Raw genomic sequence first — 19,418 nt, 5'->3', positions numbered from 1 at the left:
TGTACGAGCATCAGTGCTCAGGTGACTCAACGGGCGCCGAAGTGACCAGTTCTGTCAGTACGCCGTGGCAGTCCTTGGGGTGCAGGAAGGTGATCCGTGACCCCATGGAGCCGCGTCGCGGCTCTTCGTACAGCACGCGTACGCCCCTGTCCTTGATGTCCGCGGCCTCGGCGTCCACGTCCGCCGTGCCGAAAGCGATGTGGTGGACGCCCTCCCCGTTCTTCGCGAGCCACTTCGCGACGGTGGAGTCCTCGCGGGTCGGCTCCAGCAGCTGGAGGTACGAGGCGCCGCCGTCGGACGTATCGTTGATCTTGAGCATGGCCTCGCGCACGCCCTGCTCCTCGTTGACCTCGGAGTGGAACACCTCGAAGCCGTACGTGGCACGGTAGAACTCGACGGTCTTGTCGAGGTCGAAACAGGCGATCCCGATGTGGTCGATTCGCGTCAGCATGGATTCAGTGCAGCGCTCCGGAGGTGGTTACGCAACGTGCGCGCGATCACACCGACAGCCCGATGACGGGTCGGACTACCGGTCAGTACATTCGAAGTAAACCCTCGTTCACTCCTCGGCTGTGCAGCCGGTAAGGGGATCGCAGCTCATGTCTTCTGCTACGAACAGCTCGGTGATCGTCTCGGGCGCGCGTACGCCCATGGGGCGGTTGCTCGGTTCGCTGAAGTCCTTCTCCGGAGCCGACCTCGGCGGCTTCGCGATCAAGGCCGCCCTCGACCGTGCGGGGATCGGTGGCGACCAGGTGCAGTACGTGATCATGGGTCAGGTGCTCCAGGCCGGGGCGGGGCAGATCCCGGCGCGCCAGGCCGCGGTCAAGGCCGGCATCCCGATGAACGTGCCGGCGCTGACCATCAACAAGGTGTGTCTGTCCGGTCTCGACGCCATCGCGCTCGCCGACCAGCTGATCCGTGCGGGTGAGTTCGACGTGGTCGTCGCCGGCGGCCAGGAGTCCATGACCAACGCCCCGCACCTGCTGCCCAAGTCCCGCGAGGGCTTCAAGTACGGCGCCGTGCAGATGCTCGACGCCATGGCCTACGACGGGCTGACCGACTCCTTCGACGGCGTCGCCATGGGCGAGTCGACGGAGAGGCACAACACGCGCCTCGGCATCGGCCGGGCCGAGCAGGACGAGATCGCCGCGCTGTCCCACCAGCGGGCCGCCGCCGCGCAGAAGAACGGGCTGTTCGAGGCGGAGATCACGCCCGTGGAGATCCCGCAGCGCAAGGGCGACCCGGTGCTGTTCAGCAAGGACGAGGGGATCCGGGGCGACACGACCGCGGAGTCCCTGGGCAAGCTGCGCCCGGCGTTCTCCAAGGACGGCACGATCACGGCCGGTTCGTCGTCGCAGATCTCCGACGGTGCCGCCGCCGTCGTGGTGATGAGCAAGGCCAAGGCGCAGGAGCTCGGCCTGGAGTGGATCGCCGAGATCGGGGCGCACGGGAACGTGGCCGGGCCGGACAACTCGCTCCAGTCCCAGCCGTCCAACGCGATCCAGCACGCGTTGAAGAAGGAGGGGCTGGGCGTCGAGGGCCTCGACCTCATCGAGATCAACGAGGCGTTCGCGGCGGTGGCCGTGCAGTCGATGAAGGACCTCGGGGTATCCACCGAAAAGGTGAATGTCAACGGTGGTGCCATTGCCCTGGGTCACCCGATCGGGATGTCCGGTGCGCGGCTGGTGCTGCACCTCGCGCTGGAGCTGAAGCGGCGTGGCGGCGGCGTGGGTGCGGCCGCGCTGTGCGGTGGCGGTGGTCAGGGTGACGCGCTGATCGTGCGGGTGCCCAAGGCCTGAGTAGCGGTACGTCCCTTAACTGAACGGAGCTGTGATGCAGGACGTCTCCACCCTGGTGGCCCAGGCGAGGGAAGGCCGGCCGCGGGCCGTGGCCCGGCTGATCTCCCTGGTGGAGGGGGCGTCCCCGCAGCTGCGTGAGGTCATGGCGGCGCTGGCGCCGTTGGCGGGCAAGGCGTATGTGGTCGGGCTGACCGGGTCGCCGGGGGTCGGCAAGTCCACGTCGACGTCGGCGCTGGTGACGGCGTACCGCAAGCAGGGCAAGCGGGTCGGCGTGCTCGCCGTCGACCCGTCGTCCCCGTTCTCCGGGGGTGCGCTGCTCGGGGACCGGGTGCGGATGTCCGAGCACGCGTCGGACCCGGGCGTGTACATCCGCTCGATGGCGACGCGCGGGCATCTGGGCGGGCTGGCGTGGGCCGCGCCCCAGGCGATCCGGGTGCTGGACGCGGCGGGGTGTGACGTGATCCTCGTCGAGACGGTGGGGGTCGGGCAGTCCGAGGTGGAGATCGCCTCGCAGGCGGACACGTCCGTGGTGCTGCTGGCGCCGGGGATGGGCGACGGGATCCAGGCGGCCAAGGCCGGGATCCTGGAGATCGGTGACGTGTACGTCGTGAACAAGGCCGACCGGGACGGGGCGGATGCGACGGCTCGCGAGCTGAACCACATGCTGGGGCTGGGGGAGGCCCGGGGGCCCGGGGACTGGCGTCCGCCGATCGTGAAGACGGTCGCCGCGCGGGGGGAGGGCATGGACGAGGTCGTCGAGGCCCTGGAGAAGCATCGCGCCTGGATGGAGGAGCGGGGGGTGCTCGCGGAGCGGCGCACGGCCCGTGCGGCGCGGGAGGTCGAGACGATCGCGGTGACGGCGCTGCGGGAGCGGATCGGGGATCTGCACGGGGACCGGCGGCTGGGCGCCTTGGCGGAGCGGATCATGGCCGGGGAGCTGGATCCGTACCGTGCGGCTGACGAACTCGTCGCGGGGTTGACGGAGGGCTGAACGGTGCGGGTGCCTGCGGCGGCCTGTGCGGGTGCCGTGGGGGTGTGCGTAGCGCCTGCTCGCCGGTGGTGGGTCGGTGCGTAGGCGGCTGCGGGTGCGTCCTGTCTTGGCTGCCGCAGCTGCACCTCGTCGTGCCGCGCAACGCCCCGGCGTCAGCAGCGACGCCGAGGCGGTTGGAAAGCGGCAGTACCTGATCAGTCCTGGTCGTCGTCCTGGTCGCGGTCCGCCGTGAGCTTGCCCGTGTGGAGGTCGATCCTCCAGTCCTGCTCGGCGCCGCCGGACTTGTGCGTCTCGGCCTCCCAGGACTTGTTCTTGCCGTCCTCGTCCAGGTCGACAGAGGTCACCGTGCCCTTGCCGCCGGCGGCCTTCGCGGCCTCCTCGGCCGTCACGGTCGCACCCTTCAGCGCCGCCCGCACCTGCGCCGTGTCGTCCTCGTCGTCGGTGTGCGAGCCGAGCACCTTGCCGCTGGACGGGTCGACGCTCACGCTGTGCCAGGTGGTGCCGCCGGACAGGACGTCGACCTTCCAGATCACCTTGCCGCTGTCGTCCTCGTCGTCCAGCTCCGCGGAGACGGCCGTGCCGGACGTGTGCTTCAGGGCGGACGCGATGGCCTCGGGCGCCGTCACGTCGGCGGAAGCCGCCCGCGCCGCGTCGTCGTCCTGCGCGTCGGGAGCGTCCTGGTCGTCGCGGGCGTCGTCGTCCGACAGCCGGGTGTTGGCCGCCTGCCGCGCCGAGCCCCCGTCGTCCGTGGTCGCGAGGGCCGTGGCCGTACCGCCTCCGATCAGAGCGGTCGCGGTCACAGCGGCGATCACGATGTTGCGCTTCATGCGGATTCCTCCCGAGTCGTTTTGTTTTCGACGTGTTCCAATCTGGCTGATCGAGGCTGAGAGGAAGCTGAAGGCCCCTGAAGTGATCTTCAGCTCGGCTTTGCCACTCTTTACCCATGCGCCTGTTGATCGTGGAGGACGAGAAGCGGCTGGCCCTGTCGCTCGCCAGGGGCCTGACGGCCGAGGGGTACGCCGTGGACGTCGTCCACGACGGAAGGGAGGGCCTCCACCAGGCCTCGGAGGGCACGTACGACCTGGTGATCCTCGACATCATGCTGCCCGGGCTCAACGGCTACCGGGTCTGCGCCGCCCTGCGCGCCGCCGGGCACGAGGTGCCGATCCTGATGCTCACCGCCAAGGACGGTGAGTACGACGAGGCGGAGGGACTCGACACCGGTGCGGACGACTATCTGACCAAGCCCTTCTCGTACGTCGTGCTCGTCGCCCGGATCAAGGCGCTGCTGCGGCGGCGCGGGGTGGGTGCCGGGGCCTCGCCCCTGCATGTGCACGGAGATCTGAAGGTGGACACCGCGGCCCGGCGGGTGTTCCTGGGGGAGGACGAGGTCGCCCTGACCGCCAAGGAGTTCTCCGTGCTGGAGCACCTCGTGCTGCGGGCCGGGGAGGTCGTGTCCAAGTCCGAGATCCTCGAACACGTGTGGGACTTCGCGTACGAGGGTGATCCCAACATCGTCGAGGTGTACGTCAGCACCCTGCGGCGGAAGCTGCGGGCGGGGCTGATCCGGACCGTGCGCGGTGCCGGGTACCGGCTGGAGACGTCGCGATGAGACGGCTGTTCGGGTCAGTCCGCGCGCGGGCCACGCTGGGAGCCACGCTCGTGGTCGCGGTGGCGCTCGTCGCGGCTGGGGCGGCCGTTCTGCTGTCCCTGAAGTCCAACCTGATGGGCGAGGCCGGCACCCGGGCGGAGCACTCCGCCCGGGCGGTCGCCGCCGAGCTCGCCGCCGGGACGCCGTACGACAAGCTGTCCGGGCTGGACGGCGACGACGGGCCGGTCCAGGTGCTCGCCGAGAAGGAGCGGGTGGTCGCGGTCAGCGAGGATCTGGAGAAGATCAGCGGCACCGACTCCGACCGGGTGAAGCCGATGCCGTCGGTGGCGGCGCGCGGGGACGATGACGACGACCACGACGAGTCCCTCGAACCCGGGGAGATCGCCGGGGAGAGCACTTTCCGGAACGGGTCCGCGACGATCGACGGCGAGACGGAGGACTACCGGTTCGCCGCCGTCGAGGTCGAGACCGAGGACCGGGGGCGGCTGAAGGTCTACGCCGGTGCCCCGCTGGCCGCCGAGCACGGAGCCGTGCAGAGCGCGACGACGGTGATGCTGATCGGGTTCCCGCTGCTGCTCGGCGTCGTCGCGGGGGTGACCTGGCTGGTCACCCGGCGGGCGCTGCGGCCGGTGGAGGGCATCCGGAGTGAAATGGCCGCGATCACCGCCTCCCAGGACCTCGCACGGCGGGTGCCGGAGCCCCAGACGCACGACGAGGTCGCCCGGCTCGCCCTGACGACGAACGAGACGCTCGCGGCCCTGGAGACCTCTGTGGAGCGGCAGCGGCGCTTCGTCGCCGACGCCTCCCATGAGCTGCGGAGCCCGATCGCCTCGCTGCGGACCCAGTTGGAGGTGGCCGCCGCGCATCCCGAACTGCTGGACCTCGATGGGGCCGTGGAGGACACCGTGCGGCTCCAGCGGCTCGCCGCCGACCTGCTGCTGCTCGCCCGGCTGGACGCGGGGGAGCGGCCGGGCGAGGCGAAGGTCGACCTCGCCGTGCTGGCCCGGGAGGAGGCCGAGGGGCGGCCGGGCGTGACGGTGGACGCGGAGCCGGTGAACGTGGCCGGATCGCGCGGGCAGTTGGGGCGGGTGCTCGCCAATCTGCTCGACAACGCCCAGCGGCATGCCCGGTCGGCCGTCACCGTGAGCGTGCGCACGGAGGGCGGCCTGGCCGTGGTCGGGGTGGCGGACGACGGGGACGGTGTGCCCGAGGCCGACCGGGAGCGGATCTTCGAGCGGTTCGTACGGCTGGACGCCGCCCGCAGCCGTGACGACGGCGGTGCCGGTCTGGGGCTCGCCATCGCCCGGGACGTCGCCGTCCGGCACGGTGGCACGCTCACGGCCGGTCGGGGGCCCGCAGGCGGAGCCCTGTTCGAACTCCGCCTGCCGCTCGCCTAGCCGGGGATGTGCCGTCCAGGGATCACGGGCGGCCGCGCTGGGTGCGCAGGTGCTCCGCGATGGGCTTGAGGGCCTTGTCGAGTTCCGTCAGGGCCTCGGGGGACAGCAGGTCGATGAAGTGCCTCCGCACGGACGCCACATGGTGGGGCGCGACCTTCCGCATCGTCGCCATGCCGTGGTCGGTGAGGACCGCGTAGAGCCCCCGGCGGTCGGACTCGCAGTTCTCCCGCCGGACCAGGTTCGCGTTCTCCATGCGCGTGATCTGGTGGGAGAGGCGGCTCTTGGACTGCAGGGTCGCGGAGGCGAGGTCGCTCATCCGCATCCGCTGGTCCTCCGACTCGGAGAGATTCACCAGGATCTCGTAGTCGTTCATTGTCAGGCCGAACGGCTGCAGGTCCTTTTCGAGCTGGTACGTCAACAGCCTGTTGACCTCCAGGTGGGTGCGCCAGGCGCACTGCTCCGCATCGGTCAGCCAGCGCGTGGCCGTCTCGGTCTCCATGAATGAAGTCTACCTAAAAGGTTGAAAGGCGAACTAGTGAGGGTTTTCGTGTGACGGAGCGCACCCGCCGAACATCGGTGCGCAGACGTTCGATGTCACACTCCGCAGACTACCGCTCACAGCCCGAAGCGACGCTGGAGGTCCCCCAGCTGTCCGGGAAGACGCGGTACGCCGGACTGTCCCGGCTGGGGTCCGTGAGCCCCGCCGCCGGGCACGCCGGCCTGGTGCGGCACGAGCCCCGTCGCCTGCTCGGCCATCAGCGTCTCGGACGACTGGAGCAGGACCGTGCCGGCGCCGACGAACTCGAACTGGTGCTCCTCGCCGGAGGCCCCGCCGAGGCCCGTCAGCGCACGTAGACCGCCCATGACGCCGGTCATGTACCCGTGGTCGTAGTGGTGGCACGGCGAGGGGCAGTCGGCCCAGCCGACCAGGGCCTGGGGGTCGACCCGGATGGGGGGTTCCATGAACACCACGGGGCCGTTCGACGCGGCCACGAACTTTCCGGTTCCGATGAGGGTCAGAAAACCCGGCACGATTGATTGCTTCAGTGACAGAGTTGGCTGAAAAGCGAGCAGGTTGCCCGAGCGAATGGTCAGATTGCCGTCTTCGAGGTCGTACGAATTGACGTCGAAGGCCCGGTCGGCGAGGAGCATCTTGCCCGAGCCCTCCGCCACGACCCAGTCGCTCGCGTGCAGTGGCGAATGGAAGGACGTACGGACGAGACGGTCCAGCCGGCCGTGTCCGACGCCGTTGAAGTCGATCGAGCCGTAGTAGGCGATCATCTTCCCCTTCTGGAGGAACCACTGGCTCCCCTTGAGCTCCACGCAGAAGGTGTAGGCGTTGACATTGTCGTCGGGCGGCAGGGTCGCCGGGTCGAAGACCGCGGGGCCGGCGCCGGGGCTTCCGTACGTGCTCACAGCTTCTCCTCCGACGCCTGGACGTACACCGCACCGCTGCCGCTGAGCTCCAGCTGGAACGCCTCGCCCGAGCCGCGGCCCACCATGTCCCGCCAGCCCAGGGCCGTGGACAGCTTGTTGCGGACGTCGCCGTGGTGGGCGACGTAGGCCTGCGGGTCCACATGGACCGGCCGCTGCGGGCTGACCGGGATCTCGATGACGCCGCCGTGGGCCATGACCGCGACGGCCCCGTGTCCCTTGAGCGTGGTGGTGAACAGCCCCTGGCCGCTGACCTGGCCGCGCACCATGCCCATGACGCCGCCCTGCGAGCCCAGGAACATCGTGCCCTGCTGGAGTGTGCCCTCGAAGGCGAGGAGGCGGTCCGCCTCGACGTACAGCGTGTCGCCGGAGAGCCGGATCACCTGGACGTGATGCCCGCCGTGCCCGAAGAGGACGGTGCCGCTGCCCTCGACGGTCATCAGCGGTGTGTCCTCGTCGGCGACCCGGCGGCCGATCATCGACATGATCCCGCCCTGGCCGCCGGCCATGTTGGGGGTGAAGGACACCTCGCCCTTGTAGGCCAGCATCGCGCCCCGCTGGCTGAACAGCCGCTGGCCCGGCGCGATCGTCGCCTCGACCATCTTCGCGTTGATCTCGCGGAAGGCCATCTCACACGTCTCCCGCGATCGTGTTGCGCTCGCTCGGCTGCACGTACACCAGTCCGTCCCCCTCGAACCGCATCTGGAAGCCCTCGCCGCCGCCCTCCCCGAGCAGCGTGCGGAACGTCACACCGGACTGGAAGGACTGCCGCAGATTCCCCTGGTGCGCCACATACGCCCCCGGGTCGACGGTCAGCGGATACTGCGGACTCACCCGCAGCACCACCGCCGGGCCGTCCGACATGATCGCCGCCTGGCCGTGGCCCTCGACGGTCGTCGTGAACAGCCCGTTGCCCTGCGAGGCGCCGCGCAGGCCCGTGAACTCCGTGCCCGTGCGCAGCCCGCCGTCGGTTGCGAGCAGGTTGCTCGACTCCACGTGGAGCTTGTCGCCCTGGAGGCCCACCAGGTTGATCTCGGAGGCCCGGTCGGCGAACCAGCAGGTCCCCCGCCCCTTCACCTCCATCAAGGTCATCTGCTCGCCGGTCAGCCGCCGGGTCACCATGCCCCGTATGCCCTCGCCGCCGCCGCTGAGCTTCTTGAAGGCCATCTCGCCGTCGTACGCGACCATCGAGCCGTTCTTCGCCTTCACGGCGTCCCCGGTCATGTCGACGGCGAGCACCTTGCTGCTCTGAAGTCGGAACATCGCCACGTACGCGAAGGTAGCCGCAGGCCGGGCACTGCGAACAGGGCCCGTGGGTGGAGAACGACCCTGACCGCACCCCTAGGGGTGGCGCCCCGCGGCGGTTTGTCACAATGGGCGGGACGCTTGTGCGTGCGTTCACAAACCGTCAGGCCCCAGCAAGCCCGTTCCGACAGTCCAGACCGCCGCGTCTTACTCACCGAAGGTGACCCGTGGACCTCAAGACCGCCACCGCCCTCCGCCGCCTCCGCCTGGTCTCGGCCCCCGAGGCGATCTCGTTCCTGCTCCTGCTGATCTGCTCGGTGCTGAAGCGGACCACGGACTTCAACGCCGTGCCGGTGATGGGCATGGTGCACGGTGTGCTGTTCATCCTGTACGTGATCTTCTGGGCCGACGCGTGGAACCGGACGAAGTGGTCCCTGAAGACCGCCGCGCTGTACTTCGTCCTCTCCGTGCTGCCCACCGGTGGGTTCTTCGCCGAGCGCAAGCTGCGGCGTGAGGCCGAGGACGCCGTCATCGCGTCCCGGGCGCGCAACGAAGGGGTCGTGAACGCGTGATCGTCGCCTTTTCCGTGACGCCGCTGGGCGTCGGGGAGGACGTGGGGGAGTACGTCGCCGACGCGGTGCGGGTGGTGCGGGAGTCCGGGCTGCCGAACCGTACGGACGCGATGTTCACCTCCGTCGAAGGAGAGTGGGACGAGGTCATGGACGTCGTCCGGCGAGCGGTCGCCGCCGTCGAGCGGCGGGCGCCTCGGGTGTCCGTCGTCCTCAAGGCGGACATCCGCCCCGGAGTGACGGACGGACTGACCTCCAAGGTGGAGACGGTGGAGCGCCACCTCTCCGAGTAGGCCACAGGAACCAAAGCCCCGGCTCGCGATGAGCCGGGGCTTTGTTGTGCACCGGGCAGGTCCCTCTGATGACCCATGCGGCTCGCGGAGTCCGACGCACCGACCCACGATGAGGGCTCAGGGCCGACCGCCGTCCCCCTGCCGGACACGGCGGCCGCCGTCTGCCCAGTGAAAGAAGGGCCTGCCGGTGAACACTTCGACGCATACGTCCCAGTCGGCGTTCGACGGCTCCAGGCTGCGCGTCATCCTGCTCGTCGATCTCCACGAAGGCGCCCAGCAACGGTTCCTCGACGCGTACGAGCACATGCGCAACCGGGTCGCGTCGGTTCCCGGTCACCTCGGTGACCAGCTGTGCCAGTCCGTGGAGAACCCGTCCCAGTGGCTCATCACCAGCGAATGGGCGACCGCGCCGCCGTATCTCGCCTGGGTGAACAGTGAGGAGCACCTCGAGACCGTCAGGCCCATGCAGGACTGCGTCCGGGACATCCGGTCGCTGCGTTACAGCGTCGTCCGCGAGACCGGGCGGGCCGTCGCACCCGCCGCCCAGGCCGCCGACGGGGGCCTGGCGCCGGTACGGGAGGGCGACGGAGTGACGCGCCACGCGCTGACGTTCACCGTCAAGCCCGGCTCCGAGTCGAAGGTCGCGGACATCCTCGCCGGATACGCGCCGCCCCAGGCCCGCGCCGACGACTCCACACGACTGCGTCGCACGACGCTGTTCATGCACGGCAACCGCGTCGTACGCACCGTCGAGGTGGAGGGCGACCTGCAGACCGCGCTGCGCCACGTCTCGCGTCAGCCGGAGGTGCGGGCCGTCGAGGAAGCCCTCAACCCGCACCTGGAACAGATCAGGGACCTGGCCGATCCCGCGTCGGCACGGGCCTTCTTCATCCGCGCGGCCATGCCGGCCGTCCACCATGTGGCGCGTGGCGGGCCGGAGCCGGACGGCCTGCGGCGTCACGCCCTGTACTACCCGGCCCGCGAGGGCCGCGGGATGGCGCTGGCCCGGCTGCTCGCCCAGCAGGACGAGACCGCCGCGGCCGACCCCGCCGGACCCGTGCATCGCAGCACCGTCTTCCACCGGGACGACCTGGTCGTCCGCCTCATCGACACGCGGGATCCCGAGACGGATCCGGTCAGGGCGCTCGGTCTGCACGGCACGCGGAAGGCCGCCGTGCTGGCCCGCCTGCTCGACGGCGCCGCACTCGGCGTCGAAGGGCCGCTCGGTGACGACCGGGACGCCACCCGCCTCCTGGCGCACACCGACATGACGCTGATCACCGATCGCACGGCCGCCCAGTCCTGACCCTCCGCATCCCGTGGACGACACCCGCCCATCGGCAACACCCCCACAGACCGACCTGGAGACGGATCATGCACAAGACGCGCCCGCGCATCGTGGACCTCAGCGAGACCGAGCCCAACCGCAAGCGTGGCGGCGACCTGCGCACCCTGCTCACGCCCCTCACGGTGGGTTCCACGAGCGGGTTCATGGGCCTGGCCATCATGCAGCCCGGTGAACGCATCAGCGAGCACTACCACCCGTACTCGGAGGAGTTCGTCTACGTCGTCCAGGGCGAACTGGAAGTCGACCTGGACGACATGACCCAGCCGATCCGAGCCGACCAGGGCCTCATGATCCCCATCGGCATGCGGCACCGCTTCCGCAACACCGGTGACGCCGAAGCCCGGATGGTCTTCCATCTGGGTCCGCTGGCCCCGAAGCCGAGCATGGGCCACGTCGACACGGAAGCCCTGGAGGGGAGCGCGAGCGGCGAGACGTACCCGGCCGTGCAGGGGGACGGAGCGCAGCCGGAGCGACGCGGGGTGCCCTCGTGACCCGGCGGGTGGCGGTCACCGGCATCGGCGTCGTCGCCCCGGGCGGTATCGGGGTGCCGGCCTTCTGGGACCTCCTGTCCAGCGGCCGTACCGCGACGCGCGGCATCACCCTGTTCGATCCCGAGGGACTGCGGTCACGTATCGCGGCCGAGTGCGACTTCGACCCGGTCGCGCACGGGCTCGATCCCGGCCTCGTCGAACGGGCCGACCGGTACATACAGTTCGCGGTCGTCGCCGCGGCGGAGGCGGTGGCCGACTGCGGCATCGACTTCGCCGCCGAGGACCCGTGGCGCGTGGCCGTCTCACTCGGCAGCGCCGTGGGCGGCACGACCCGCCTGGAGCACGACTACGTCCTGGTCAGCGAGCGCGGGCAACGCTGGGACGTCGACCACCGCGCCGCCGGCCCGCAGCTGCACCGGGCCTTCTCGCCCAGCACCCTGGCGTCCGACGTCGCCGAGTACCTCGGCGCCCAGGGGCCGGTGCAGACCGTGTCGACCGGCTGCACCTCCGGACTCGACGCGGTGGGCTACGGCTTCCACACGATCGAGGACGGCCGCGCCGACATCTGCGTCGCCGGAGCATCCGACTCCCCGATCTCCCCGATCACCATGGCCTGCTTCGACGCCATCAGGGCCACATCGCCGAACAACGACGACCCGGCACACGCCTCCCGGCCCTTCGACGCGCACCGCGACGGATTCGTCATGGGAGAGGGCTCCGCCGTGCTCGTCCTGGAGGAGCTCGAACACGCCCGTGCCCGCGGCGCGCACATCTACTGCGAGATCCGCGGCTACGCCACCTTCGGCAACGCCTACCACATGACCGGACTGACCAGCGAGGGCCTGGAGATGGCCAGGGCCATCGATACCGCGCTCGGACAGGCCCGGCTGGATCCCTCGCTCATCGACTACGTCAACGCGCACGGCTCGGGCACCCGCCAGAACGACCGCCACGAGACCGCCGCGGTCAAACGGTCCCTGGGCGCCCACGCCTATGACACGCCCATGAGTTCGATCAAGTCCATGGTGGGCCACTCGCTGGGGGCGATCGGCGCGATCGAGGTCGTCGCCTGCGTGCTGGCGCTGGCTCACCAGGTGGTCCCGCCGACGGCGAACTACGAGACCCCGGACCCCGAGTGCGACCTGGACTACGTGCCGCGCACCGCACGCCCGCGCAAGCTCGCCCATGTGCTGTCCGTGGGCAGCGGCTTCGGCGGGTTCCAGTCCGCGGTGCTCCTGACGGGGCCGGCCGGGAGGAAACGATGAGCGCTCAGCCGAACCGTCGCACCGCCCTCACGGGGATCGGTGTGGTCGCGCCCAACGGACTGCAGACGGAGACCTACTGGAAGTCCGTGGAGGAGGGCCTGTCCGTACTCGACCGGATCACCCGGGAGGGATGCGGGCATCTTCCGCTCCGTGTCGCGGGCGAGGTCCGGGGATTCGACCCCGCGGCACTCATCGAGGAGACCTTCCTCGTCCAGACCGACCGCTTCAGCCACTTCGCGATGGCCGCCGCCAGTGCCGCCCTGAAGGACGCGGGACTGAGCGACGCGCCCACCGACTCGCCGTACTCCGTCGGTGTGGTCACCGCGGCCGGATCCGGTGGCGGCGAGTTCGGCCAGCGGGAGCTGCAGAAGCTGTGGGGACAGGGGTGCCGTTTCGTCGGTCCCTACCAGTCCATCGCCTGGTTCTACGCGGCCAGCACGGGCCAGATATCGATCCGCAGCGGCTTCAAGGGCCCCTGCGGAGTGGTCGCGAGCGACGAGGCCGGCGGGCTGGACGCCATCGCGCACGCCGCCCGTACCGTGCGGCGGGGGACCGACGTGGTCGTGGCCGGGGCGGCCGAAGCGCCGCTCGCTCCGTACTCGATGGCCTGCCAGCTCGGCTACCCGGAACTCAGCACGGCCGAGGACCCGGCGCGGGCCTATCGCCCCTTCACCCCGGAGGCCTGCGGCTTCGTCCCGGCCGAGGGCGGTGCCGTGCTGATCGTCGAGGACCTGGACCACGCACGCCGGCGCGGCGCGGACGTCCGCGCCACCGTGGCGGGCCATGCGGCCACGTTCACCGGCGCCTCGCGCTGGGACCGCTCCCGGGAGGGACTCGCCCAGGCCATCCGCGGCGCCCTCGACGAGGCCGGCTGCGCGCCGGAGGAGATCGACGTGGTCTTCGCCGACGCGATGGGTGTCCCGGAGGCGGACCGCGCCGAGGCGCTCGCCCTCGCCGACGCCCTGGGGCCGCACGGCACCCGGGTGCCCGTCACCGCTCCCAAGACCGGCATCGGGCGGTCCTACTGCGGGGCACCCCTGCTGGACGTCGCGGCCGCGGTGATGGCCATGGAAGAAGGGCGGATCCCGCCCACCCCCAACGTCTTCGACATCTGCCACGACATCGACCTGGTGACGTCGACGGCGCGCCCGGCCGAGCTGGCCACGGCCCTGGTCCTCAGCCGTGGACTCATGGGCTCCAACGCGGCGCTCGTCCTGCGCCGCGACCCGGGACCGGCCGCCCGGTGAAGCCCCCCGCACCCGTACGACAAGGAGAACGCGCATGAGCAGTGAAGTGACCCTGCGAGAGCTGGCCGCACTGATGAAGAAGGCCGCCGGTGTCACCGTCGACCCGCACGACCTCGAAGCCCGGATCGACACCCCCTTCGCCGAGTTCGGGCTGGATTCGCTGGGCCTGCTCGGCATCGTGGGCGAGCTGGAGAACCGGCACGCCCGGGCGCTTCCCACCGACGCGGAGAAGTGCAAGACCCCCCGCGACTTCCTCGACCTCGTCAACAGCACGCTCACGGCAGGAGCTTGAGATGGCAGGGCACACCGAGAACGAGATCACCATCGCCGCACCCCTCGACCTGGTCTGGGACATGACCAACGACGTCGAGGGATGGCCCCGGCTGTTCAGCGAGTACGCGGCCGCCGAGGTGCTGTCGCGGCAGGGCGACACGGTGACCTTCCGCCTGACCATGCACCCGGACGAGAACGGCAAGGTGTGGAGCTGGGTGTCGGAACGGACCACCGACCGCGACAAGCTCACCGTCACGGCACGCCGGGTCGAGCCGGGTCCGTTCGAGTACATGAACATCCGGTGGGAGTACGAGGAGACCTCCGAGGGCGTCCGGATGCGCTGGATCCAGGACTTCGCTATGCGGCCGGACGCGCCCGTGGACGACGCCGGGATGACGGACATCATCAACCGCAACTCGCCCGTCCAGATGGCCCTCATCCGCGACCGCGTCGAGCAGGCCGCCGGCGAGCGGCGGACCTCCCCCGTCACGCCCGCCTGAACGGCGCCGCCGCGTAAGGAGACCTCATGCACCACGCCCTGATCGTCGCCCGGATGGCCCCGCATTCCGCGCCGGACATCGCCGAGGTCTTCGCGGCCTCCGACCGCGGCGACCTGCCCCGTCTCGTCGGGGTGACCCAGCGTTCCCTCTTCCAGTTCGGCGATGTGTACATGCACTTCATCGAGGCCGAGCAGGACCCGGGCCCCGCCATCGCGCGCGTGGCCGGGCACCCCGAGTTCCGCGACATCAGCAGCAGGCTGGAGGCGTACGTCAGCCCGTACGACCCGCAGACCTGGCGCGGTCCGAAGGACGCGATGGCGACGTGCTTCTACCACTGGGAGAGAGACTCGGTCCCGGCCACCCGGTGACACCGAGGTCAGACGCCGAAGGCCGCCGCCCGCGAGGGCGGCGGCCTTCGGCGTCTGCGGTACTCAGCGGGCCAGTGCCGGCAGCAGACGCAGGGCGTTCTCCCGGTTGATGCCCCTGAGTTGCTCCGGTGAGAGGAAGGGGTCGCCGTCCAGGGCGGGTACCGCGACGTCGGCGACGGCCTGCGCGGAGGTGGGCGGCCAGTCCGTGCCGAAGAGGACCCGGCCGGGATCCACCGTGGTCAGCAGCGTGGGCGTGGCGGAGGGGGACATGGGGCCCGCGGTGTCGAAGTAGAACCGGTGCAGGTAGTCACGGACCCGGCCCGGCTCGATCGCCGGGGTGAGGTGCCCGCCGAAGAGTTCGAGCCGTGTGGCCATGTACGGCAGGAAGCCTCCTCCGTGGGGAAGGACGAAGCTGAGGTTCGGATAGCGGTCCAGGGTGCCGTTCCGGATCAGGTTGACGGCCGCGCGTGTGGTGTCCATGAGGAAGTCGCACACGAAGGGCGGCATCCCCGGCAGTCCAGAACCGCCGTCCTTTCCGGCCGGCACGTCCATGGGGTGCGTGCTGACGACGGCTGACCGGTCGTTCAGCTCCTGAAGGAGGCGGTCGTGGGACGCGTCACCGAGGTAGACGCCGTCCATGCTCGTTCTCGTGCTCACTCCGACGGCCCCGAGTTCGTCGAGTCCGTAGCGCAGGCTCCACTGTGAGAGTTCCAGGTCGTCCAGGAACACAGGGGTGAAGAAGGCGAAGCGCGCGGGATGCTCCTCGACGACATCGGCCGCCGCCCGCAGGGCGATCCGTGCGCTCTCCTGGCGCTGCGCGCGCTCGCGGAACCGTCCGAGCATCGCGACGGTCATGACGGCGGTGCTGATGCCCGTCTTGTCCATGACCTCCAGAGCCGCGTCGAGGTCCCAGCGGGTCCACCAGGGCAGCTTCTCGCGGTTGACGACACCGTGTTCCGCCGCCCAGTCCAGCCAGGCCGGCGCGGTGAAATGGTGGTGGACGTCCACTCGGCCCGCCAGGGGGCCGTCTTCGTATGGCATGGGCATGTCCTCGGCGTGGTCGGTTCGGTGGGGGGTGCTCAGCCGCGGCAGAGCACGGTCCGCAGCACGTCCGTCAGCACACGATCGGCGGACGGCGGGTGGGTGGGCGAGCGCCAGGCGACGAAACCGTCCGGGCGCACGAGGACGGCACCGTCGGCGGCGGTGCCGTGCAGCGCCGCCCAGTCGGCGTCCGGCTCGGGAACGAGATCGTGGTCAGGGCCGTCTCCCACGAGATACACCTCGACCGGAACGCCCAGCTCCGCGCCGGCCCGCTCCGCGGCACGGCGCCACGGGTGGCCCTCGGCCCCGGCGAGCACGACGAAGGAACGCTCGTACAGATCGAGAGTGGAGATCCGGGCGCCTGCTCTGCGCACCCACATGTGGGGTGCGCGGCTCCCCGGCTCGCCGTCGATCCGGAAGGCCTCCGGGATGACCGGCCGCTCGGGGGAGGCACCCACCACGGCGTTGGAGGCGTACCGGTAGCAGAGCGCGACCGTCATGAGGTCCGCCGCGTCGTTGTTGCGCCCCGCCGCCGGGCCGAACGCCGGGTGCTGCTCCTCGGCCACCTGCTGGGCGGCCCGCTCGCTCGTCGTGACGGCGACCGGCCGCCGTTCGCGCTCGTAGGTGCCGAGCAGCGGCGGGCCGGCCCAGCCGCGCAGGACCGCGGCGAGTTTCCAGGCGAGGTTGTGGGCGTCCTGGATTCCGGTGTTGGAGCCGAACGCCCCGTTGGGCGGCATTTCATGAGCCGAGTCACCGACCAGAAAAACCCGGCCCTGTCCATAGCTGTCCGCGACGCGCTGGGAAGCGTGCCAGGGCGCTTTCCCCGTGATCTCGACATCAAGGTCCGGAACACCGGCAGCGGCGCGGATATGTGCGGCGCAGCGCTCGTTTCCGAAATCCTCCAGGGTTTCGCCCCGATCGGGTGACCAAGGGATATGAATGACCCACCGCTCCTCGTTGTCCACGGGCAGCAGGGCGCCTTCCCCTTGTGGATCGGTGGTGTAACAGACGATGAAGCGATTCGGCCCGACATATTCCTTGAGGGTCTTGCTCCGGAACGTGACACTCACGTTGTGGAACAGGGCCCCGGGCCCGGACTGGCCGATTCCCAGACGTTTTCGGACGGGGCTTCTCGGGCCGTCGGCGGCCACCAGGAAATCAGCTTTCACGGTGTAGGTCTCACCCGTGTCCCGGCGCATGATCTGCGCCAGGACACCCTCGTCGTCCTGCGTGAAGGAGAGCAGCTCCGTGCCGAAGCGGATGTCTCCGCCCCGGCGGGCACGGTTCAGCAGCACCGGCTCCAGGTCGTTCTGGCTGCACAGGCACCAGTTCGAGGAGCTCACCCGGGAGACGTCCATGCCCGCGGCGATGTCCTGGACGATCCAGCGGCGCCGCTCTCCCACGAGGGTGTCCACCTGGAGTACGCCGTCGTTCCCGTCGAGAGCGACAGCGGCCTCGCGCAGGCTCTGCTCCAGTCCGGCGGTGCGGAAGATCTCCATGGTGCGCACGTTGTTCCCGCGGCCGCGCGGATGCGTCGATGTCTCGGCATGCCGCTCCACGAGCATGTGCTCGATTCCGAGACGCCCCAGGAACACTGAGGTGGAAAGACCCACCAGCGATCCGCCTGCGATGAGAACTGGTACAGATTCCACTCCGCGTCCGCTCACTGGTTTCCTCGTCATCCGGCGCCTGCACCAGCCCGGGAACGGTGGACTGGCCCGTCCCTGATGTTTACCAAGCAGGACTTACCCGCGCGATCCAGGGCGCCCTGGGGTAGGCCGGCCGGGTAATCGGAGCCGTTTCGCACACCTCCACCTGCGCTCGAACTCATATGGCCCAGCAGTGTTTGCAGCACAGCGCCGGCGGGGAAATCGTGTGATTCGACCGACGGAACTCTCGACCTGGGGACAGCCATGACGCAAGCGTTCGCATCCGAGGAAATGTCGTCAGAAGAGGCCGCCGCCGCGGCCTCGGCGTGCAGCCGGGAGTTCCGCGCCAACCCGCATCCCGTGTACTCCGCCCTCAGGGCGACAGCGCCCGTGTGCCCGCTGAAGCCCCCGCACGGGGTCGACACGTACCTCATCACCCGGTACGACGACGCCCGCGCCGCCTTGGCCGACCCCCGGCTGAGCAAGGACATGTACGGCGCCATCGACGCCTACCACCGGATCTTCGGCGACTCGTCGATCGCCCTGGACGACAACATGCTCTTCTCGGACCCTCCGAAGCACACGAGGCTCCGCAGGATCGTCGGCGCCACCTTCACGCCCAAGAGGGTGGAATCGCTGCGGCCGAAGGTCCAGAAGATCACCGACGAACTGCTGGAGCGCTGCCCGGCGTCGGAGCCGGTGAACCTCCTCCAGGAGTTCTGCTTCCCGCTGCCGCTGCATGTGATCTGCGAGCTCCTCGGCGTCCCGGAGAACGAGCGCAGACAAGCCCAGGAATGGTCCGCCACGGTCGCTCAGACCGGCTTCGGGCCGGAGGCGCGCAAGGCGCTGGAGATCGCCGAGGGAAACCTGCGCGACTATCTGGTGGACCTGATCGCGCGCAAGCGCAGGGAGCCGGACAAAGCCCTGCTCAGCGCACTCGTCGCGGCGCAGGACGAGGACGGCGCGCTCACCGACCACGAACTCGTCTCCACCGCGTGGGTGCTGCTCTTCGCGGGCCACAAGTCGACCGCGTACGAGATCGGCAACGCCGTCTACCACCTGCTCTGCCGGCCGGAGCAGAAACGCCTGGCCTTCCGCGACCCCCAGGCGACGGCCGCGGCCGTCGAGGAGATCTTCCGGTTCGAGACCTCCGTGGAGAACTCGACGTTCCGCTACGCGACGGAGGACATCGAGATCCGCGGCACCCGCATCCCGAAGGGCGCGCTCGTGCAGATCTCGCTCACGGCGGCCAACCGCGACCCGGAGGTGTTCCCCGACCCGGACCGCATGGACGTCGAGCGTCCGAACGTCCAGGCCACGCACCTCGCCTTCGGCCTCGGCCCGCACTACTGCATCGGCGCGTCGCTGGCGCGGCTGGAGATGCAGATCGCCCTGGCCACGCTCTTCGGGCGCCACCCCGAGATGGCCCTGGTCGGGGAGCCGGAGGACGTGCGCTGGCTGACCGTGCCGTTCCCGGCCTTCCGCGGGCTCGCGGAACTCCCCGTCGTTCTCGACCCGTCGTGACGCGCGAGGCGCCGGCACCGGCGCGGGTGCGCGTGGTGCGCCTGCTGCGTGTCCAGGAGGGAAGGGAAGCGGACTTCGTGAACGCCTACCAAGGCGTACGCGACGGTGCCGCACGGTGTCCCGGACATCTGCGCGAACAGCTCTGCCGCTCCCTCGACGATCCCGGTCGGTGGCTGCTCACCAGTGAGTGGGACAGCCTCGAAGCCATCGAACGGTGGCGCACCGGCCCCGATCACACCACTCTGGTCGGGCCGATGAACGCCTGTCTGCACGACGACCGGTGGACCGGGGTCTTCGAGATCATGCCCGAGAGCCCGGGTGACCGAAGGCCGAGACAGGGCTGACCATCATGTGACCGGCCGGTAAGGTCGG

Annotated in this window: 23 protein-coding genes; 15 read left to right on the top strand and 8 right to left on the bottom strand. The window is 70.2% G+C overall.

Translation table 11 applies throughout. The features are described from left to right. Positions 1-10: 10 nt before the first annotated feature. Positions 11-451, bottom strand: a complete 441-nt coding sequence (gene mce, locus ACFZDA_RS31235; protein ID WP_391088236.1) for a methylmalonyl-CoA epimerase — start codon at positions 449-451, stop codon at positions 11-13. Between the two features lie 148 nt (positions 452-599). Between mce and ACFZDA_RS31230 the strand changes: the two genes are divergently transcribed. Next, entirely contained in the window at positions 600-1,799 is a 1,200-nt protein-coding gene (locus ACFZDA_RS31230) for an acetyl-CoA C-acyltransferase (protein WP_391088235.1), read from the top strand. A gap of 34 nt (positions 1,800-1,833) precedes the next feature. Then, positions 1,834-2,790, top strand: coding sequence for a methylmalonyl Co-A mutase-associated GTPase MeaB (meaB, locus tag ACFZDA_RS31225; RefSeq protein WP_391088233.1), 957 nt, complete (start codon positions 1,834-1,836; stop codon positions 2,788-2,790). A gap of 194 nt (positions 2,791-2,984) precedes the next feature. On the opposite strand, the gene ACFZDA_RS31220 is transcribed toward meaB, so the two are convergent. After that, on the bottom strand, positions 2,985-3,617 hold the full coding sequence (locus ACFZDA_RS31220) for a PepSY domain-containing protein (RefSeq protein ID WP_391088231.1): 633 nt from the start codon (positions 3,615-3,617) through the stop codon (positions 2,985-2,987). Between the two features lie 116 nt (positions 3,618-3,733). Between ACFZDA_RS31220 and ACFZDA_RS31215 the strand changes: the two genes are divergently transcribed. Beyond that, complete coding sequence (locus tag ACFZDA_RS31215; protein WP_391088229.1) at positions 3,734-4,402, top strand: response regulator; 669 nt, start codon at positions 3,734-3,736, stop codon at positions 4,400-4,402. Further along, positions 4,399-5,799: an ATP-binding protein gene (locus ACFZDA_RS31210; RefSeq protein ID WP_391088227.1), complete on the top strand. Its 1,401-nt coding sequence runs from the start codon at positions 4,399-4,401 to the stop codon at positions 5,797-5,799. Before ACFZDA_RS31215 ends, ACFZDA_RS31210 begins: the two co-directional genes overlap by 4 nt. Positions 5,800-5,821: 22 nt before the next feature. On the opposite strand, the gene ACFZDA_RS31205 is transcribed toward ACFZDA_RS31210, so the two are convergent. From ACFZDA_RS31205 to ACFZDA_RS31190, 4 genes are all read right to left on the bottom strand, one after another. After that, positions 5,822-6,298: a MarR family transcriptional regulator gene (locus tag ACFZDA_RS31205; protein ID WP_391088225.1), complete on the bottom strand. Its 477-nt coding sequence runs from the start codon at positions 6,296-6,298 to the stop codon at positions 5,822-5,824. A 116-nt stretch (positions 6,299-6,414) separates the two neighbouring features. Continuing rightward, entirely contained in the window at positions 6,415-7,215 is an 801-nt protein-coding gene (locus tag ACFZDA_RS31200) for an AIM24 family protein (RefSeq protein WP_391088224.1), read from the bottom strand. Then, complete coding sequence (locus ACFZDA_RS31195; protein WP_391088222.1) at positions 7,212-7,862, bottom strand: AIM24 family protein; 651 nt, start codon at positions 7,860-7,862, stop codon at positions 7,212-7,214. Before ACFZDA_RS31195 ends, ACFZDA_RS31200 begins: the two co-directional genes overlap by 4 nt. Position 7,863: 1 nt before the next feature. Then, the gene (locus ACFZDA_RS31190) at positions 7,864-8,496 is read right to left on the bottom strand and encodes an AIM24 family protein (protein WP_391088638.1); all 633 of its coding nucleotides are present in this window, start codon (positions 8,494-8,496) and stop codon (positions 7,864-7,866) included. Between the two features lie 209 nt (positions 8,497-8,705). Between ACFZDA_RS31190 and ACFZDA_RS31185 the strand changes: the two genes are divergently transcribed. From ACFZDA_RS31185 to ACFZDA_RS31145, 9 genes are all read left to right on the top strand, one after another. Next, entirely contained in the window at positions 8,706-9,050 is a 345-nt protein-coding gene (locus tag ACFZDA_RS31185) for a DUF3817 domain-containing protein (RefSeq protein ID WP_086564498.1), read from the top strand. Next, positions 9,047-9,340 carry an MTH1187 family thiamine-binding protein gene (locus tag ACFZDA_RS31180; RefSeq protein WP_391088220.1) on the top strand — a complete coding sequence of 98 codons (294 nt, stop codon included), beginning with the start codon at positions 9,047-9,049 and terminating at the stop codon, positions 9,338-9,340. The genes ACFZDA_RS31185 and ACFZDA_RS31180 overlap by 4 nt, the downstream gene beginning before the upstream one ends. Before the next feature lie 187 nt (positions 9,341-9,527). Next, positions 9,528-10,646 (top strand): SchA/CurD-like domain-containing protein, encoded by a 1,119-nt coding sequence (locus tag ACFZDA_RS31175; protein ID WP_391088219.1) that lies wholly within the window; start codon positions 9,528-9,530, stop codon positions 10,644-10,646. Between the two features lie 68 nt (positions 10,647-10,714). Then, positions 10,715-11,179 carry a cupin domain-containing protein gene (locus ACFZDA_RS31170; RefSeq protein ID WP_391088217.1) on the top strand — a complete coding sequence of 155 codons (465 nt, stop codon included), beginning with the start codon at positions 10,715-10,717 and terminating at the stop codon, positions 11,177-11,179. Then, entirely contained in the window at positions 11,176-12,444 is a 1,269-nt protein-coding gene (locus tag ACFZDA_RS31165; protein ID WP_391088215.1) for a beta-ketoacyl-ACP synthase II, read from the top strand. Before ACFZDA_RS31170 ends, ACFZDA_RS31165 begins: the two co-directional genes overlap by 4 nt. Then, positions 12,441-13,691, top strand: a complete 1,251-nt coding sequence (locus ACFZDA_RS31160; protein ID WP_391088213.1) for a beta-ketoacyl synthase N-terminal-like domain-containing protein — start codon at positions 12,441-12,443, stop codon at positions 13,689-13,691. Before ACFZDA_RS31165 ends, ACFZDA_RS31160 begins: the two co-directional genes overlap by 4 nt. A gap of 34 nt (positions 13,692-13,725) precedes the next feature. Next, a complete protein-coding gene (locus tag ACFZDA_RS31155; protein ID WP_391088211.1) occupies positions 13,726-13,983 on the top strand; it encodes a phosphopantetheine-binding protein in 258 nt (85 codons plus the stop codon). A gap of 1 nt (position 13,984) precedes the next feature. Next, entirely contained in the window at positions 13,985-14,464 is a 480-nt protein-coding gene (locus ACFZDA_RS31150) for an SRPBCC family protein (protein WP_391088209.1), read from the top strand. A gap of 26 nt (positions 14,465-14,490) precedes the next feature. Then, positions 14,491-14,832 carry a TcmI family type II polyketide cyclase gene (locus ACFZDA_RS31145; protein ID WP_391088207.1) on the top strand — a complete coding sequence of 114 codons (342 nt, stop codon included), beginning with the start codon at positions 14,491-14,493 and terminating at the stop codon, positions 14,830-14,832. 63 nt (positions 14,833-14,895) lie between these two features. Here ACFZDA_RS31145 and ACFZDA_RS31140 read toward each other — a convergent pair whose 3' ends face one another. Both ACFZDA_RS31140 and ACFZDA_RS31135 read right to left on the bottom strand, forming a co-directional pair. Beyond that, on the bottom strand, positions 14,896-15,873 hold the full coding sequence (locus ACFZDA_RS31140; protein ID WP_391088205.1) for an amidohydrolase family protein: 978 nt from the start codon (positions 15,871-15,873) through the stop codon (positions 14,896-14,898). Between the two features lie 38 nt (positions 15,874-15,911). Further along, complete coding sequence (locus ACFZDA_RS31135; RefSeq protein ID WP_391088203.1) at positions 15,912-17,555, bottom strand: FAD-dependent monooxygenase; 1,644 nt, start codon at positions 17,553-17,555, stop codon at positions 15,912-15,914. Between the two features lie 231 nt (positions 17,556-17,786). Here ACFZDA_RS31135 and ACFZDA_RS31130 point away from each other — a divergent pair, with 231 nt between their 5' ends. Together ACFZDA_RS31130 and ACFZDA_RS31125 are read left to right on the top strand one after the other, a co-directional pair. Continuing rightward, positions 17,787-19,046, top strand: coding sequence for a cytochrome P450 (locus tag ACFZDA_RS31130; protein ID WP_391088202.1), 1,260 nt, complete (start codon positions 17,787-17,789; stop codon positions 19,044-19,046). Further along, the gene (locus ACFZDA_RS31125; protein ID WP_391088200.1) at positions 19,043-19,390 is read left to right on the top strand and encodes an antibiotic biosynthesis monooxygenase; all 348 of its coding nucleotides are present in this window, start codon (positions 19,043-19,045) and stop codon (positions 19,388-19,390) included. Before ACFZDA_RS31130 ends, ACFZDA_RS31125 begins: the two co-directional genes overlap by 4 nt. The last annotated feature ends 28 nt before the right edge of the window (positions 19,391-19,418 follow it).

It is taken from the genome of Streptomyces sp. NPDC007991 (genome assembly GCF_042958445.1).
In the GTDB taxonomy this organism is placed as follows: domain Bacteria; phylum Actinomycetota; class Actinomycetes; order Streptomycetales; family Streptomycetaceae; genus Streptomyces.
This window is presented reverse-complemented; position numbering and strand designations above follow the sequence as displayed.